A 16,575-nucleotide genomic window follows, 5' to 3' on the forward strand; every position below is an offset into this window, starting at 1 on the left:
ACAAGTGCGCGCAAATGCCAAACGCAAGCCCTGTAAGAGAAATGCCAGCCGAATTTCTTGCCCCATTCATTATTAAATGCCATTTTCATCACCTGCCAAGATTATGTCGCAGCCATGAGACTGCGACGATCCATCTCGTTTCCCGGCTCAGGGAGACGAGACCGTGATGACAAAGGAAGAGAAGAGATGAAGGTCAAGATTCTGGCCCAGGCGATCGCCGCCATCGGCCTGCTGGGGAGCGGCTTTGCCCACGCCGCCGATGCTGCAGACAACCAATTGGAACGGGTAACCGTAGTTGGCTCCAATATCAAGAGAATCAATAAAGAAGGCCCGTCGCGTGTGGAGGTGATCAAACGCGACGAAGTGGAACAGACTGGCGCCAAAACCGCCGCCGAGGCACTGGCCGCGATTACGACCGGCTCAGATGTTGTACTGGGCGAGGAAAGCAATAGCTTCACTGCAGGCGCGGCTCAAGTCGGACTGCGCCGCATGGGAAGCAAGAACACTCTGGTATTGTTGAATGGGCGCCGTATAGCCGCCTATGGTTTTGCGGCTTTCGACACCAGCTTTGTCGACTTGAACTCCATTCCACTCTCCGCCATCGACGAGATCCAAGTACTGTACGATGGAGCCTCCGCCATTTACGGCTCGGATGCCGTCGCCGGGGTCGTCAACTTCAAAACCAAACAAAACTTCCAAGGCGTACGCAGCAACGCTACCTACACGCAGAACTTTGCCGGAGACGGAGCCTCGACCGTAGCGGGCGTGTCCGCTGGTTTTGGTGATATTCGCAAAGACAAGCAAAACCTGCTGCTGTCATTGGATGTCACGCACTCGGAACCGACTTATGCGAGCAAGCATGAGGCCACGCGCAGCAAGGATCACCGACGATTCGGCGGAACCGATGATCGCCCTGTAAGCTATTTCCCCGGCACGTATATCTATTCGCAAACCGATGCGCACACGCATGCCATGCCGGGATGCCAGGGTGAAGTCTCCATCGACGACCGTGGAGATGAAGCCTGCCGCAATGATATCAATCGCGACATGCTCGCGCCTCGCATCACTCGCGCGGGTGCCAGCGCACAATACAACTTTCAAATAAATGACAACAGCACGCTCTTTTCCGAGCTTAGCTACTACCAGACAGAGTCCTACTTCTCCGATGGTTCCTTGGCCATCTCCGGTTATGACCATCCGATTCAGCCTGGCGATTCGGCTTATCGCGCTGGCCTGGGAGGAAATACGGCAGGCGGCCCCTTGCGCGTCAACCGTGCGGTATACGATGGCCCGGATGGTTACAAAAAAACTGAACTTGGTGCATGGCGCGGCCTGATCGGTGCTCGAATGACACGCGGCGACTGGGACTCTGAGGTCGGCTATACCTATAGCAGCAACCAAACCAAGCAGACTGATCAGGTGTTGCGCAAGGACAAAATCACTGATGCCTTCCAAAATGGAGGGTACGATCCCTTTGCCATGTGGAACCCGGCCAGCGTTGTGAATCCGCTGTTTGCTACCGTAAAGCGTGACGGAAAAGCCACGTTGTCCATGCTCGACTTCAAGATGTCGAATCCCACGCTGTTTACCTTGCCGGCCGGCGCGGCAGGATTCGCTTGGGGTGCCAGCCTGATGCGTGAGACCGCCAATGACAACCCCGATCCCTTGCTGGTTGCCAATTTAATCGAGGGTCGAGGCGCCACTTCTGCCTCTGGCGGCCGCTCCGTGCAATCTGTATTCGGCGAGCTCAGCATCCCTGCAGCCAAAAAACTCGAGTTGCAATTGGCTCTTCGCTATGACAAATACAGCGACTTTGGCAGCACCACGAACCCTAAGCTGGCATTTTCATACCAGCCGTTGAACGAGGTGCTGATTCGCGGCGGCTACACCACCAACTTCAAGGCCCCCTCGCTGCAACAACTGCATATGGGTCCCAGCCGGGCCTACGCGCCCAACTATCTCCAAGACTGGGATCGCTGTGTCCCGCTTGGCTATGGCCCTGGGCAGTGTAAATATTCGCCAGAGTTGAAAGTTGTCAGCAATCCAAACCTGAAGCCAGAGCGCTCCCAGAATTTCTCGTTTGGCCTGGTTCTTCAGCCCACCGCTGATCTTTCCGCCAGCTTTGATTGGTATCAGATCAAACAAAAGGACGTAATCCAAGGTCTTGACCCGCAATACATTATCGACCATGAGGACTCCGATCCGGACCTCGCGGCCCTGATCGAGCGCGACCCGCGCAATCCCGCGCTCGAAGCCAAGTATCCAGGCCTGAACAAGGGCAGACTGAAACGCATTACCGACCCCTTCGTGAATGTAGGCAAGGTTGATACATCGGGAATCGATACGGATATTAAGTACGCTATCAAGCTGGGCGATCTCGGCAAGCTGACATTCCGCAACCAAAATAGCTACCTACTTAGCTACAAGCAGTCTGAGGTCGCAGGCATGGAGATGACTCAGCGCAAGAATAGCCGTTACTATCCGAACTGGGATAACCGCCTCACGGTGGAATATGAGATTGGAAAGTGGGACACGTTGGTGACCGCCCATACCAATGCCCGCGTTCACGATGTGACAGAAGGCAATAAAATTCCGTCCAATCCGGACACCTATGTTCCGTCCTATACCACTTACAATTTGGCCATAACATACAGATTGAACAAGTCTGGTAAAGTGACGCTGGGCGTCAATAACCTGTTTGGCAAAGATTCACCCTTCTCGGTCGATAAAAATGACTTTGTCGGCCTATCGACAGGGCGATCTGGCTTTGTAGGCATAGAGTATCGGCTGAAATAAATTTTTCGGCGTATTGACTAAAGGGGGCATCGCTCCCTTTTTTCTTGTGCTACGCGGTCTCATGGAAAAAAAGAGATCCACGGATAAGATTGAGCAAGGCGGCGGTTGCCATGACCAGCCACCTTTGTGGGTGTGGCCACGCCTAGCGGGTTCGGCTTAGGCAACCGCGTGAGCGCCTGTAGCGCGTCATTCCCGACACCTATCCCCTGCCTCCAAGCAACCATCTCTCAAAGGATGCAGCAAATACCGCCGCATTATGGCCATGAGTGTCGACTCACGTCTGCGGCCTGTGGGCCTGTTCAGCGACCGCTTCAACGAGCACAGCCGCAGACTCTCGCCGTTGGCCGCCATGAGCGGGCTTTTTTGCCTATCCAGGCGCAACGCGCTGGGATGACAAGAATGTTGCATAGTCGACACACAAACAAACATTGCCAAATTGTCATGAATTAACAAAAAAACACACATAATTTCAGTGGCTTAACAAGTGCGCGCAAATGCCAAGCGCAAGCCCTGTAAGAGAAATGCCAGCCGAATTTCTTGCCCCATTCATTATTAAATGCCATTTTCATCACCTGCCAAGATTATGTCGCAGCCATGAGACTGCGACGATCCATCTCGTTTCCCGGCTCAGGGAGACGAGACCGTGATGACAAAGGAAGAGAAGAGATGAAGGTCAAGATTCTGGCCCAGGCGATCGCCGCTATCGGCCTGCTGGGGAGCGGCTTTGCCCACGCCGCCGATACATCGGACAACCAGCTGGAGCGCGTGACCATCACCGGCTCCAACATCAAGCGCAGCATCAAGCAGGAAAAGGCGCTGCCGGTCACCATCCTGAAGACCGAGGATCTGGCTAAGCAGGGCCTGACCACGGTGGAACAGGTGGTCAACAGCATCGCCGCCAACCAGTCCACGCAAGGCGCTTCTTACGCGGTGGGCGCCTCTACAGGCGGCGGCGCCTTCGCCAGCCTGCGCGGCCTGGGCAACCAATACACCCTGGTGCTGCTGGACGGCCGCCGCATGGCCAACCAGGCGATCGACGGCACCTCTGCTGACCTGAACGCCATTCCGCTGTCCGCCATCGACCGTGTGGAAGTGCTGCTGGACGGCGCCTCCGCCATCTACGGCACCGACGCCATCGGCGGCGTGATGAACTTCATCACCAAGAAAAGTGTGCAAGGCCTGACCGTGGGCGGCAGCTTCGCCAACCCGCAACATGGCGGCGGCGACGAAAAGCGCCTCAACGCCTCCTATGGCCTGGGCAACCTGGGTAAAGATGGCTTCAATGTTTACGGCGCCATCGATTATTTGAAACAAGACATGATCATGGCCAGCCAGCGCGGCTTTGCCAGCACCATCACGCCGGCCACCGACACCTCGCCTAGCACCAACGCCTGGCCGGGCAACTATTACGACAGCGTGAAGAAAAAATGGGTCACCCCGTCCGCGCCTAACTGCCGCCCGCCGTACTCGCAATATATTGGCGGCATCTGCAAGGAATACTTCCCGCTTTATACCGGCATCACGCCCCAGGTGGAGCAAATCTCGGGCATCATGCGCGCGACCAAGAGCATAGGCGATAATCACGAGCTGTCGCTGCAATACACGCGCACCGAAACCATCACCACCTCGCAAAGCGCGCCGCTGCCCACATCCGGCGACATCACCCGCGCCAACGCGACCGATCCGACGAAGCGCGACAAGCTGTACGTCCGTACCGTGCCGCTGGGCAACCGCGAAACCGAGGCCAATGCCGTCACTCAGCGGCTGATGCTGAATCTGGAAGGCCTGGTCGCCGGCTGGGACTACCGCGCCGGCATCGGCCGCTCGGAAAACCTGATCAAGGAAAACCTGACCTCGGGTTACGTCAGCAAGAGCAAGATGCAGGCCGCCGTCGACAGCGGCGCGCTGGATCCGTTTGACCTCAGCGGCAACAACTTGGCCGCCTGGCGCGCCGTCGGCATGACCGGCCAGACCAAGGAAGCCAAGTCCACCATAGATATGGCCGACGCCAAGGTCAGCAAGGAAGTGTTCGACCTGCCGGCAGGCAAGCTGGGTGTGGCTTTGGGCGCGGAAGTGCGCCGGGAAAGCCTGAGCACCGTCTACAACAAGGCGGTGACGCGCGTTGCGCTGAGCACCGGCCAGGACAAGACGGAAGACTCGTCGGGCAGCCGCTCCGCCTATGCCATCTATGGCGAAGCCGACGTGCCGGTACTGAAGAACCTGGACGTGCAGCTGGCCGCCCGTTACGACCACTACAGCGATACCGACAGCTCGCTGAACCCCAAGGTGGCGTTCAAGTTCCAGCCCGATGAAAAAGTGATGTTCCGCGGCTCCGCCAGCACCGGCTTCCGCGCGCCCTCGCTGTACAACATCTACCGTCCGAACCAGCTGCAGCTGACCTCGCGTTCCTATGTGGATCCGGTGGCCTGCCCGAACGGCGTGCAGAATCCGGGCACCGACGGCAACGCCTGCAACAAGGTGCAACGCAACAAGCGCATCGCCGGCAACCCAAGCTTGCAGCCGGAAAAATCGTCCTCGCTGTCGTTTGGCATGGTGATCGAGCCGGTCAAGGACTTCACCGCCAGCGCCGACCTGTGGTGGACCATGATCCGCGACCAGATCAGCATCCTGGATGAAAGCCTGATCTTCAAAAACACCTCTAAGTACTCGGACCGCCTGGTTGCGGATGCCAAGGGCAATCTGGATTACATCATCGATGACTACTCCAACCTCGGCAATCTGAGCGCATCCGGCGTGGACCTGAAGCTGAGCTGGACCCTGCCCAAGACCCAGGTCGGCGTGTTCACCCTGTCCCTGGACGGCACCTACCTGGCCAAGTACAAATACCAGAACGAGAAGGGCGGCGAGTACTTCAGCAATGTTGGCGTCTTCATCGATGGCGCGCCTACCTTCCGCTGGCAGCACAATCTCTCGCTGAACTGGATGCGGGGCCCGTGGAGCGCCATTCTGTCGCAGAACTACAAGTCCGGTTACACCGATGAAAACCCGAACGACGAGACCCATATGGTCAAGCCGTACTCCACTTGGAACCTGTCGACTTCCTACACCTGGAACAAGCAGCTGACCGTGACCGCCGGCGTGAAGAACCTGTTCGACCAGGAGCCGCCGTTCTCCAATCAGATCACGCGCTCGACCCAGATGAACTACGATCCGCGTCTGACCGACCCGACCGGCCGCAGCTTCTTCCTGAAGGGTTCGTACAAGATGTAATTTTTGCCGCTACGGCAGACATGGCAACGGACAAGCGGTTTTCGCCGCTTGTCCGTTTTTACATGCCGGCGGGCATCAAACGCTTGCTACCCCTCCCGCCTCATATCCACATGCAGTATCCCGCCGTCGTCGTACGGCTCGGACACCGGCTGGAAGCCGAAACCGGCGTACAGCGCGCTGGCGTCGCACTGCGCGGACAGCATGATGGCGCGGCCCGGAAAATGGATGTGGCACTGCGCCACCGCCTGCGCCATCAAGGCCTTGCCCAGGCCCTGGCCGCGCGCCTGCGGCGCCACCACCACCCGGCCGATGGCCGCCGCGTCCGGGTATTTCCGTCCCGGCGCGATCAGCCGCGCGTAGGCGACCAGTTGGTCCCCGTCGTCGCGTCCGCTCAGGTGCAGGCAGTGGGTGTCCACGCCGTCCACGTCGCCGTAGATGGACTGCTGCTCCACCACGAATACCTGGTCGCGCAGTTGCAGCGCCTGGTACAGCGCGCGCGGCGTGAAGTCGTCAAAACCGTGGCAGTGCCACGCTATTCGGTTTGCCATAGTAGAATCCTCCCATTTCCGACACGGTCGTCAGCGATGCTATAGCATCTTGCCCGCACGCGTGCCGCCATCCAGATCAAGACACTAGCATTTATATATGAGCGACCACGATCTCTTCGACTCCCCGGCCGGCGACCTGACGCCGCCGCCTCCGGCCGCGCCGCAAGCCGACAGCGGCGACTGGATTCCGCTGGACCTGTACGCCGAGCGCGCCTACCTGGAATACGCGATGAGCGTGGTCAAGGGCCGCGCGCTGCCTGAGGTGGCCGACGGCCAGAAGCCGGTGCAGCGCCGCATCCTGTACGCCATGCGCGACATGGGCCTGGCCCACGGCGCCAAGCCGGTGAAGTCCGCCCGCGTGGTGGGCGAAATCCTGGGCAAATACCACCCGCACGGCGATAGCTCGGCCTACGAAGCGCTGGTGCGCATGGCGCAGGACTTCACCTTGCGCTACCCGCTGATCGACGGCCAGGGCAACTTCGGCAGCCGCGACGGCGACGGCGCGGCCGCCATGCGTTACACCGAAGCGCGGCTGACGCCCATCGCCGAGCTGTTGCTGTCTGAAATCGACATGGGCACGGTGGACTTCGTTCCCAACTACGACGGCGCCTTCGACGAGCCTTCGCTGCTGCCGGCCCGCCTGCCCATGGTGCTGCTCAACGGCGCGTCCGGCATCGCGGTGGGCATGGCGACGGAGATCCCGCCGCACAATCTGACCGAAGTGGCCGGCGCCTGCGTGGCGCTGCTGGATGATCCGACGCTGGACACCGCCGCGCTGATGCAATACATCCCCGGCCCGGACTTTCCCGGCGGCGGCCAGATCATCACCCCGGCGGCCGACATCCAGTCCGCCTACGAAACCGGCCGCGGCAGCGTGCGCGTGCGCGCCAAGTGGGAAATCGACAAGCTGGCGCGCGGCCAGTGGCGCGCCATCGTCACCGAACTGCCGCCCGGCTCCAGCGCGCAAAAAGTGCTGGCGGAGATTGAGGAAGCCACCAATCCCAAGCTCAAGGCCGGCAAGAAGCAGCTGTCGCAGGATCAGCAAAACCTGAAGAAGCTGATGCTGGACCTGCTGGACCGCGTGCGCGACGAATCCGACAGCGAAAACCCGGTGCGGCTGGTGTTCGAGCCCAAGTCCAGCCGCCAGGACCCGGACGAGTTCATGAACATCCTGCTGGCGCAGACCAGCCTGGAGGGCAACGCCTCGCTGAACCTGGTGATGATAGGCCTGGACGGCCGCCCGGGTCAGAAGGGCCTCAAGCCGATTTTGAGCGAATGGATAGACTTCCGCCGCGCTACTGTCACCCGCCGCCTGGCGCACCGCCTGGCCCAGGTGGACAAGCGCATCCACATCCTGGAAGGCCGGATGATCGCCTTCATCCACATCGATGAAGTGATCCGGGTGATCCGCGAGTCAGACGAGCCCAAGCCGGACCTGATCAAGGCCTTCGGCCTGACCGAGATCCAGGCCGAGGACATCCTGGAAATCCGCCTGCGCCAACTGGCGCGGCTGGAAGGCTTCAAGCTGGAGAAGGAGCTGTCCGAGCTGCGCGAGGAGCGCGAGGGCCTGCGCCACATCCTGGACACGCCGGACGCGCTCACCAAACTGATCCGCGACGAAATCCAGGCCGACGCCGCCAAATACGGCGACAAGCGCCGCAGCGAAATCAAGGCCGCCGAGCGCGCCGTGCTGACCCAAACCACCGCCGATGAGCCGGTGACGCTGATCCTGTCGCAAAAAGGCTGGATACGCGCCCGCGTCGGCCACAATCTGGAGCTGGAGACGCTGAGCTTCAAGGACGGCGACGCGCTGGCGGCGGCGGTGGAAACGCGCACCGTGTGGAACGCCATCGTGCTGGACCACAACGGCCGCGCCTACACCATAGACCCGGCCACCGTGCCTACCGGCCGCGGCGACGGCGTGCCCGTCGCCTCCCTGGTGGACCTGCAGGACGGCGCCAAGCCGGCGCAGCTGATCTCCGGCCCGGACGACGCCCGCTTTGTCGTCGCCGGCAGCGGCGGCTATGGCTTCATCGCCAAGATCGCCGACATGGCGGGCCGAGTGAAGGCCGGCAAGGCCTTCATCACCCTGGACGCGCAGGAAACCGTGCTGGAGCCGGTGCGCCTGCCCGCCGCGCCGCTGGATACGCTGCAACTGGTGGCCGCCAGCGACGCCGGCCGCCTGCTGGCCTTCCCGGCGGCGGAGCTGAAGGAGCTGGCCAAGGGCCGCGGCCTGATGCTGCTGGCGCTGGACGAGGGCGCGCGCATGACCGCCGTCGGCCTGGTGGCCGGCGACAAGGCGCTGCTGTCCACCACCTCCGTCCGCGGCAAGGTGGCGGATGAGAAGATCGCGCTGGAGGAGTTCGTCGCCAAGCGCGCCAAGAAGGGCAAGCTGATGCCCAAGAAATGGCTGGTCAGCGCCATCCGCGAGCTGCCGATGTGATGAAACTGACAGCCCAGCCGCAAGCCCTGTCCCCGCGCGCCGCGCTGCTGTTCGTCAACGGCTTCCGCGCCATCTTGCTGCTGGTGCTGTTCTCGCTGTCTCTTGTCCGCGGCGACAGCGGCCAGCCGCTGATAGACGGCGGGCCGCACTTCTATTTGTGGAGCGGGGTCTACCTGCTGCTGATAGGCGGCTGGTACGCGCTGCGGCAAAGCCGCCTGGGCGACACGCTGCAGCTGACGCTGGCCATCGCCGCTGACATCGCCATGATCGTGTGGCTGATGGCGATGAACGATGGCGTGCGCGGCGGCTTCGGCCTCTTGCTGCTGCCCTATCTGGCCGCCGCCGGCCTCTTGTCCACCGGCCGCTACGCGCTGTTCTACGCCGCCATCGCCACCCTGATGTTGCTGGGCTACGCCGGCTGGGAAAGGCTGATGGGCAATGCGTCCGCGGTGGACCTGTCTTTCAGCGCCCTGCTATCCGCCGCCGGCTTCGTCACCGCCATCGCCACCTGGCAGCTGGGACGGCTGGCGCGCGCCTCGGAGGCGCTGGCGGCGCAACGCGGCGGCGAAATCGCCAACCTCAACCACCTGAACGAGCTGATTCTGCAAAGCCAGCGCGACGCGGTGCTGGTGCTGGACGAGGACGGCCACCTGCGCCAATTCAATCTGCAGGCCGAACGCTACTTCAGCCGGCTGCAACACGGCCAGCTGCTGCCGGAACTGGTGCCGCTGGTGCAGCGCTGGCGGCAAAACGGCTACCCGGCGCTGTCCACCTTTGTCCAGCACAATGTGCGCGGCCGCCAGCTGGTGGGGCGCCTGGTGCCGGTGCCCGTGCCGGAGGGCCAGCTGCGCGGCGTGGTGCTGTTCATGCGCGATATGGCGGACATGGCGGAAGAAGCCAAGCGCGTCAAACTGGCGGCGCTGGGCCGTCTCACCGCCAACATCGCCCACGAAATCCGCAATCCGCTGTCCGCCATCAGCCATGCCGGCGACCTGCTGGCAGAGGACGAAACCGACCCGGCGCGGCAGCGCCTGCTGCGCATCGTCCAGGACAACGCCCGCCGCATCAACGGCATGGTGGAGGACGTGCTGACCTTGGGCCGGCGCGACCGCGTCAAGACCGAAACCATAGAACTGCGGCCTTTCATCGCCCAGCAGCTGGAGCAGTTCGCGCTGGTGCAGCCGCAATCGGCCGGCGCCATCGTCTGCCAATTGCCGGAAGGCTGCCGCCTCAGCTTCGACCGCGGCCACCTGGCCCAGGTCTTCGGCAATCTGCTGGCCAATGCCTGGCGCCACGGCAGCCAAAGCCAGGGCGCGGTGCGCATCGAGGCCGGCAGCGCGGAAAACCATCTGATTCTGCGCGTGACGGATGACGGCCCCGGCGTGCCGGAAGCCGAGCAATCGCGCCTGTTCGAACCCTTTTTCACCACGGAAAGCGCCGGCAGCGGCCTGGGGCTGTACATCGCGCGCGAGCTGGCCGAGGCCAACGACGCGCGCCTGGAGTACACCCCGCCCGGCGGCGTGTTCCGGCTGATCTGCCGACTTGCCCATGACTAAAACCCCCCTGCGCGTATTGATCGTCGACGACGAACCGGACATCCGCGAGCTATTGGAGCTGACGCTGCTGAAAATGGGCCTGGCCCCGGTGTGCGCCGGCAGCGTGGCTCAGGCCAAAACGGCGCTGGCGACAGGCCGCTTCGACCTGGCCTTGACCGATATGCGGCTGCCGGACGGCGAAGGCCTGGAAGTGGTGCGCCACATCGGCGAGGCCGGGCTGGACCTGCCGGTGGCGGTGATCACCGCCTACGGCAGCGCCGACAACGCGGTGCTGGCGATGAAGGCCGGCGCTTTCGACTACCTGCAGAAGCCGGTCAGCCTGGCCCAGCTGCGCAGCCTGGTCAAATCCGCCCTGAAAGTGGAGGCCCCGTCCGCCAAGCCTGCTGCGCAACAGCGGCTGCTGGGCGAATCACCGGCCATCCAGGAGGTGCTGCGGCTGGTGGACAAGCTGGCGCGCAGCCAGGCGGCGGTGTATATCGGCGGCGAATCCGGCACCGGCAAGGAGCAGGCGGCGCGGCTGATCCACGAGCTGGGCCCGCGCGCCGGCAAGCCCTTTGTCGCTGTCAATTGCGGCGCCATCCCGGAAAGCCTGATGGAGAGCGAATTCTTCGGCTACCGCAAGGGCGCCTTCACCGGCGCCGACGCCGAACGCGACGGATTCTTCCAGCAGGCCCAGGGCGGCACGCTGTTCCTGGACGAGGTGGCGGACCTGCCGCTGGCCATGCAGGTGAAGCTGCTGCGCGCCATCCAGGAAAAAACCGTGCGCAAGCTGGGCAGCGCTCAAGAGGAAGCGGTGGACGCGCGCATCATCTGCGCCACCCACCAGGACCTGGCCGCCAAGGTGGAGGACGGCGGCTTCCGCCAGGACCTGTACTACCGCCTCAATGTGCTGCCGCTGCGCATGCCGCCGCTGCGCGAGCTGCGCGAAGACATCCCGCTGTTCGCCGAACGGCTGCTGCAACGCTTCGCTGGCCAGGGTCCGGCGCCGCAGCTCACCGCCGACGCCCGCCAGGCGCTGCAGGACTACGCCTATCCCGGCAACTTCCGCGAACTGGAAAATATATTAGAGCGCGCCGTGGCCCTGGCCGCCGCGCCCGCGCTATCGCGCGAAGACCTGCAACTGACGCCTTGCGCCGAATACAGCCCGGAGCCGGGCAGCGACGAACCGCTGCAAGACTACCTGGACCGCGTGGAGCGCGAAGCCATCGTCAAGGCGCTGGAAGCCACCCGTTACAACCGCACCCAGGCGGCCAAACGGCTGGGGGTGACGTTCCGGTCATTGCGGTATCGGATGGAGAGGTTGGGGGTGAAATAGCGCTGCGCAAGTCGGCTGAACGCCGGCTTGCGCCAACCTCGACGCGCGAGCCGCTAGGCCAGCGATATGCCGCGATGCTTATGCAGCACCTTGAGCAGATAGCATACTTTCTGCTCCGCTAATGGATCATCCAATGCCTCGACTAGTTGCTCCACGTCGACGGTTTCTTGATCGTTGATTCGCGCGACAATCTGGTCAAGTCCTTTGAAATTTCGCAGGGTTAGTTTTGTCCCCCGGACAAAAAGATCAAAATGGCCTGCTTCCTCTGCCTCCCGGCAGACAATTTTATAGGGCAAGTCGGCATACACGCGATCACTCCGCTTGATGTCGACATCCTCGTGCCTTGGAACGGGACGGTTTCGAAAGCCGGCATTGCTGAACAAAGAGTAACGGAAATCCTTATAGATGCCGCCAAGCAAAGACTTGATGCCGACATCGCCTCCGCCTGGCAGATCAAACAACGATAAAATCGGCTCTACCGCGCTGATGTCGTCAACGGGGTTCTTGTCCGCCTTCAGCATGACTCTAGAGCTTTTCAAATAATTAGATCGGAAGCGCTCAAGCAATTGATTTGCAAAGTCATAGTCGCAACGATTGAAAAACCAGCAAGCAATCCCAATCGAAAGCTCATTTTGCATGCCAAGGTGGTATTTATTTTCCGGCATGAAATAAAACTCACCCTCGCCAAAAGTATGCTTGGTTGCATGGGGGAGATGCTTTTCAATATTCATATTATTGAATCGATTTTCTTCTGGCCCAGTCTTATAATCTTCATCTTCCCAGACATACATGGTCTTAGGTCCTGGCCCAAGATGGAAGTGCAGAACGCTCTTGCCAGCGAAGTCACGATGGATTCCCAGCGGAGTCATATCATAGTTCCCGACGAAAATCGTATAGAGAATCCCCTCTGTCGGCATGCCTATTTTTTTCAAAATAGGCTCCAACATCAAGGCAGTGGCCTGAGAAAGCGCCTCACTGAATTTCTCCCCGCGATTCAAAATAATACCGAATTTTTTCTCTCCAAATGCTCGGCTTACCCACTCCTCAGCATCTTCGCCTGGCTTAGGATGAGCGGCAAAGTGTTCTTCAAGTTCGAGAACTTGTTCTCCATCTATCCACAAACGATATCCATACTTCTCCTTATGAACACTGGCGACTTCCGCCAGTATGTCCAAAATATACCTTCGCAGGATTCGCGTCTGCTCCCGGCTGAGAGAGGTTGGGAGTATGGTCGGCACTGTCATGTTCTCGGTTTTCGCCAAGAAGCCATCCCACCACTCATCGCCAAACTGATGCTGCAGTTGTTCCAAGTTCAACCCTACAGTAGGCTTGTCGATCACAATCCGTCCCATTACGCTTCGCTCCCGCTGAGTTCATTTTGATGAATTGGTTGGCTGGAATCAGCCACTTTCACAATGCCTTGATGCACATGCAGCTCGGACAAGAAATGCAAACCGACCTTCTCGCTCCATTGCGGGTTCAGCAGTTTCAGCAAAGTATCGACTTTATGCTCTTGCCCATCATTTAGGACCGCTATCAAATCCAGCAAACAATCGTGGTGCTTGATTTCAAATTTATGCCCCCTCACATAAATCATCAGTTTTTCCATACCATCAATTCTTCGTGTTAAAATGCGGTATGGATTTTCAATCTGAACAATATCTTGAGTGGAAAATATTTCTCGGCATTTATTTTTAAAAGGCGAGTTGCGATATCCTGCATTGCTTGAAATTTCGAGGCGCCAGTCCAGATAGGCTTTCTTAACCAGCGCATGAAGAGTCAAATCTTTATACTCGTCCGGCAAATCAGAAATTGGAAGGATATCATCGATATGGCTATCGTCATGAGGAGGCCGAGCATCGTGCTCAATAGCATCTTTCCCTGAAAGCTTAATCTGCTTATGAACATGATTCAATAACTCTTGGATGAATCTTTCATTTGTATGGGTGTATTGCCATACTGTTATCGCGACAGAAAGGTCTTTTTGCGATCCAATATGAAATGTGCCTTCCGGCATGAAAAACAAATCCCCGGGCTGTATCTGGTAGCTCTGCGCATAAGGCTCCAATGCATGAAAGTCTCCTTTTCGCAGCCCACCTTCTGTTGTCAACTTCCTGTATTCATCCTTGTCCCACACATGCATTGTTTTGTCGCCGGGCCCGACATGAAAATGCAAGACATTTTCACCGCGATAATCTTGATGTATGCCGAGTGGTGTTTTGTCGTAATTGCCGACGAAAATTGAGAATTGAATCCCATCGCGCGGGAAGCCAATTCTCTCAAAAAGAGGTGCCATGATAGTGGCAATATCCTTGGAGAAATCTGATGAAAATTTCTCCCCAGAATTTATGATAATGCCAAATGATTTTTCGGAAAATACACGATGAACCCATGCAAGCAGGCTTTCCCCGCTTAGAGGAGGGTCATCATAAATGGCCTCCATCTCGGCTCCATTTATTTGATGCCCATCCAAATAGACACGGAAGCCATATTGAGTGCTTCGCAGCTCCGCCACTCTCGAAATAATACTAGCCACAGCATCTCGATACGAATTTATTCGATCAGGGGCAAGCATATTCTTAAACACGACAGGGCAGCTTAGATTTTTTGTCTCACGAACGAACCCATCCCACCATGCATTGCTAAATATATTGGACTGAGCTGACATCTGCACTCCCTGTGTATAGCTATTTCTCTAGTTTCAAGTTTCTTATGTAGAAAGCCCGGCGCCAATCAGGTGCCGGGCTTTCGTTATTTAGAGCCTCTGCAAAAATTAAACTAGCAGCGCTTTAAATAAGCTATTACCAGGCAACGTGAGCATGAACGCTGCCGGCGTCAACATGCACGGAGCCGCCGCCGGAAACGGTTACTTCCTCCAGCGGAGACAGAACCGAAATGCCCAGCACGTCGGCGATTTCTTGGTCATGGGTGATTTCTTGAACTTGCTTTTCGTTTTGCATTTCTAATTCTCCCTTAGGCTTGATGTGATATGGTCAAAATATTCGACCTATCTTTTCATAAGAAAACATGAAAACCAGACAAGACGACATGTCAGGAGATTGCTTGAAATCTCGTTTCAAACTATCTCGCCGCATGACAATTTCATGCTATTCGAATGGAATTTGTGTGGTCAATATGTCAATGAGGACTTTTGTCACATGAATGAAAAATAGGTGGATGCCTTCCGCAACATCGTTGTATAACGCAAGAATTTTGATAAATTTTATGTTTTTTTGATATTAAATTCCAAAGATTGTCAGGGTGTGGCTTGGGTAGACACTATGAAGCAAATGATTCAATGAAAAATATTCCATTTAAAAACAATATCTTAGCTTGTTTTTCAGCCTATCCGGCAATGCCATGTCGGCACTGTCTTGCAAAAAGTTTCATCCGAATAGAGAATGAATCAAAATGACATATGGATTTTGCGGCCTATGCCTTCTCCGCCTTTATTTCGCCCACAAGCCATGGCGCATGCCAGCGTTACCCAATATGGCAATATTGTTATCCTACAGCCCAGGATTCTGACTTGGCTGACTGGCATATTTGGCGTGCTTGCGCTTTGCATCATTCTTTTCTTTTGCTTTGCTAGCTATACGAGAAAAGAGCAAGTCAACGGCGTATTAATGCCAAGGCAAGGATTGATTCGGCTTCAGCCGCTACAGCCAGGGATGGTCATCTCGGTAAAAGTCAAAGAAGGGCAGCGGGTAAGCGCCGGCGATGTGCTGTTTGTTCTGGCGAACGAGAGAACCAGCGCCACCCGCGGCGATACGGCAAGCGCGATTAGCGCCCTGCTGCAAGCGAGACGCGATAGCCTGCAAAATGAAACGGGGCTGCTGCATCATCAGATGGAGCAGAAAATCAATGCGCAGCAACGCAGGCTGAGAGACCTTGGCAGTGAAATCCAGCGCATCGATGAACAAATCATGCTGCAAAAAGGCCGCATCAAACTGGCAGAGCAGGCGGTTGAGCGCAATCACACTCTGCTATCGTCGCACTTCATTTCCGCGGCGGCCTTGCAAGACAAGCAAGCGGAGCTGATAGACCAGCAAGCTAAGCTTGCCGATCTTCAGCGCGCCAAAGCATCGACTGAAAACGACCGGGATACTGCGGTGCAAGATTTGAACGATTTGCGCTTCCAAATACGCCGCGACGAGGCTGCCGCCCAGCGCAATGTCGATGCTGCGGAGCAAGACCTCACCGAAAACGAAGCCAAACGCACGACGCTGATTCGCGCCCCGCAAGCCGGCATCGTTAGCGGCATCGCCACGCAGGCCGGGCAAACCGTGTCGAGCGGCATGTCCTTGGCGAATCTGTCTCCGATCGACTCCCCGCTAGAGGCGGAGCTGTATGCGCCGTCCCGCGCGGCGGGTTTCGCCAAGCCGGGCCAAATCGTGCAAATCCGCTACCAGGCTTACCCTTTCGAGAAGTTCGGCCAATTCCAGGGCGAGATCCGCGAGGTCTCGCATAGCCCTCTGACCAAAGATGAGCTGCCCATGGGCACCAATGCGACCGAGCCGCTCTATCGGATACGCGTCCGGCTGCAAAATCAATCGGTGAATACCTATGGCCAGCCGCAGGCTCTCAAGGCCGGCATGGCGCTGGATGCTAGCGTGCTGCTCGAGCGGCGCAAACTGTATGAATGGGTGTTGGAGCCTCTGTTCAGCATCAGCGGAAAGGTTTGAC

General features: G+C 58.4%; 10 protein-coding genes. 6 read left to right on the top strand and 4 right to left on the bottom strand.

The genetic code is table 11. From position 1 onward, the window contains the following. Nucleotides 1–186 precede the first annotated feature (186 nt). Together FYK34_RS18140 and FYK34_RS18145 are read left to right on the top strand one after the other, a co-directional pair. On the top strand, nt 187–2,796 hold the full coding sequence (locus FYK34_RS18140) for a TonB-dependent receptor plug domain-containing protein (protein WP_168209798.1): 2,610 nt from the start codon (nt 187–189) through the stop codon (nt 2,794–2,796). 666 nt (nt 2,797–3,462) lie between these two features. Continuing rightward, nucleotides 3,463–6,027, top strand: a complete 2,565-nt coding sequence (locus tag FYK34_RS18145; RefSeq protein ID WP_149298924.1) for a TonB-dependent receptor — start codon at nt 3,463–3,465, stop codon at nt 6,025–6,027. 86 nt (nt 6,028–6,113) lie between these two features. On the opposite strand, the gene FYK34_RS18150 is transcribed toward FYK34_RS18145, so the two are convergent. After that, nucleotides 6,114–6,575 (bottom strand): GNAT family N-acetyltransferase, encoded by a 462-nt coding sequence (locus FYK34_RS18150; RefSeq protein ID WP_149298926.1) that lies wholly within the window; start codon nt 6,573–6,575, stop codon nt 6,114–6,116. A 97-nt stretch (nt 6,576–6,672) separates the two neighbouring features. On the opposite strand from FYK34_RS18150, the gene parC reads away from it, so the two are divergent. Genes parC through FYK34_RS18165 form a run of 3 tightly spaced genes read left to right on the top strand, consistent with a single transcriptional unit; the run spans nt 6,673 to nt 11,889 of the window. Further along, nucleotides 6,673–9,018, top strand: coding sequence for a DNA topoisomerase IV subunit A (gene parC, locus FYK34_RS18155; RefSeq protein WP_407923586.1), 2,346 nt, complete (start codon nt 6,673–6,675; stop codon nt 9,016–9,018). Continuing rightward, on the top strand, nt 9,018–10,574 hold the full coding sequence (locus FYK34_RS18160) for a sensor histidine kinase (RefSeq protein WP_174774531.1): 1,557 nt from the start codon (nt 9,018–9,020) through the stop codon (nt 10,572–10,574). The genes parC and FYK34_RS18160 overlap by 1 nt, the downstream gene beginning before the upstream one ends. Next, nucleotides 10,567–11,889 (top strand): sigma-54-dependent transcriptional regulator, encoded by a 1,323-nt coding sequence (locus tag FYK34_RS18165; RefSeq protein WP_149298928.1) that lies wholly within the window; start codon nt 10,567–10,569, stop codon nt 11,887–11,889. The genes FYK34_RS18160 and FYK34_RS18165 overlap by 8 nt, the downstream gene beginning before the upstream one ends. 53 nt (nt 11,890–11,942) lie before the next feature. Here FYK34_RS18165 and FYK34_RS18170 read toward each other — a convergent pair whose 3' ends face one another. From FYK34_RS18170 to FYK34_RS20585, 3 genes are all read right to left on the bottom strand, one after another. Then, nucleotides 11,943–13,241 (bottom strand): hypothetical protein, encoded by a 1,299-nt coding sequence (locus FYK34_RS18170; RefSeq protein ID WP_149298930.1) that lies wholly within the window; start codon nt 13,239–13,241, stop codon nt 11,943–11,945. Next, on the bottom strand, nt 13,241–14,557 hold the full coding sequence (locus FYK34_RS18175; protein ID WP_149298932.1) for a hypothetical protein: 1,317 nt from the start codon (nt 14,555–14,557) through the stop codon (nt 13,241–13,243). Before FYK34_RS18175 ends, FYK34_RS18170 begins: the two co-directional genes overlap by 1 nt. Nucleotides 14,558–14,690: 133 nt before the next feature. After that, entirely contained in the window at nt 14,691–14,849 is a 159-nt protein-coding gene (locus FYK34_RS20585; RefSeq protein WP_168209799.1) for a hypothetical protein, read from the bottom strand. A gap of 441 nt (nt 14,850–15,290) precedes the next feature. On the opposite strand from FYK34_RS20585, the gene FYK34_RS18180 reads away from it, so the two are divergent. Then, nucleotides 15,291–16,574 carry an HlyD family secretion protein gene (locus FYK34_RS18180; protein WP_231137311.1) on the top strand — a complete coding sequence of 428 codons (1,284 nt, stop codon included), beginning with the start codon at nt 15,291–15,293 and terminating at the stop codon, nt 16,572–16,574. Nucleotide 16,575 lies beyond the last annotated feature (1 nt).

The sequence above is a fragment of the Chromobacterium paludis genome, assembly GCF_008275125.1.
GTDB classification, from domain to species: Bacteria; Pseudomonadota; Gammaproteobacteria; order Burkholderiales; family Chromobacteriaceae; genus Chromobacterium; species Chromobacterium paludis.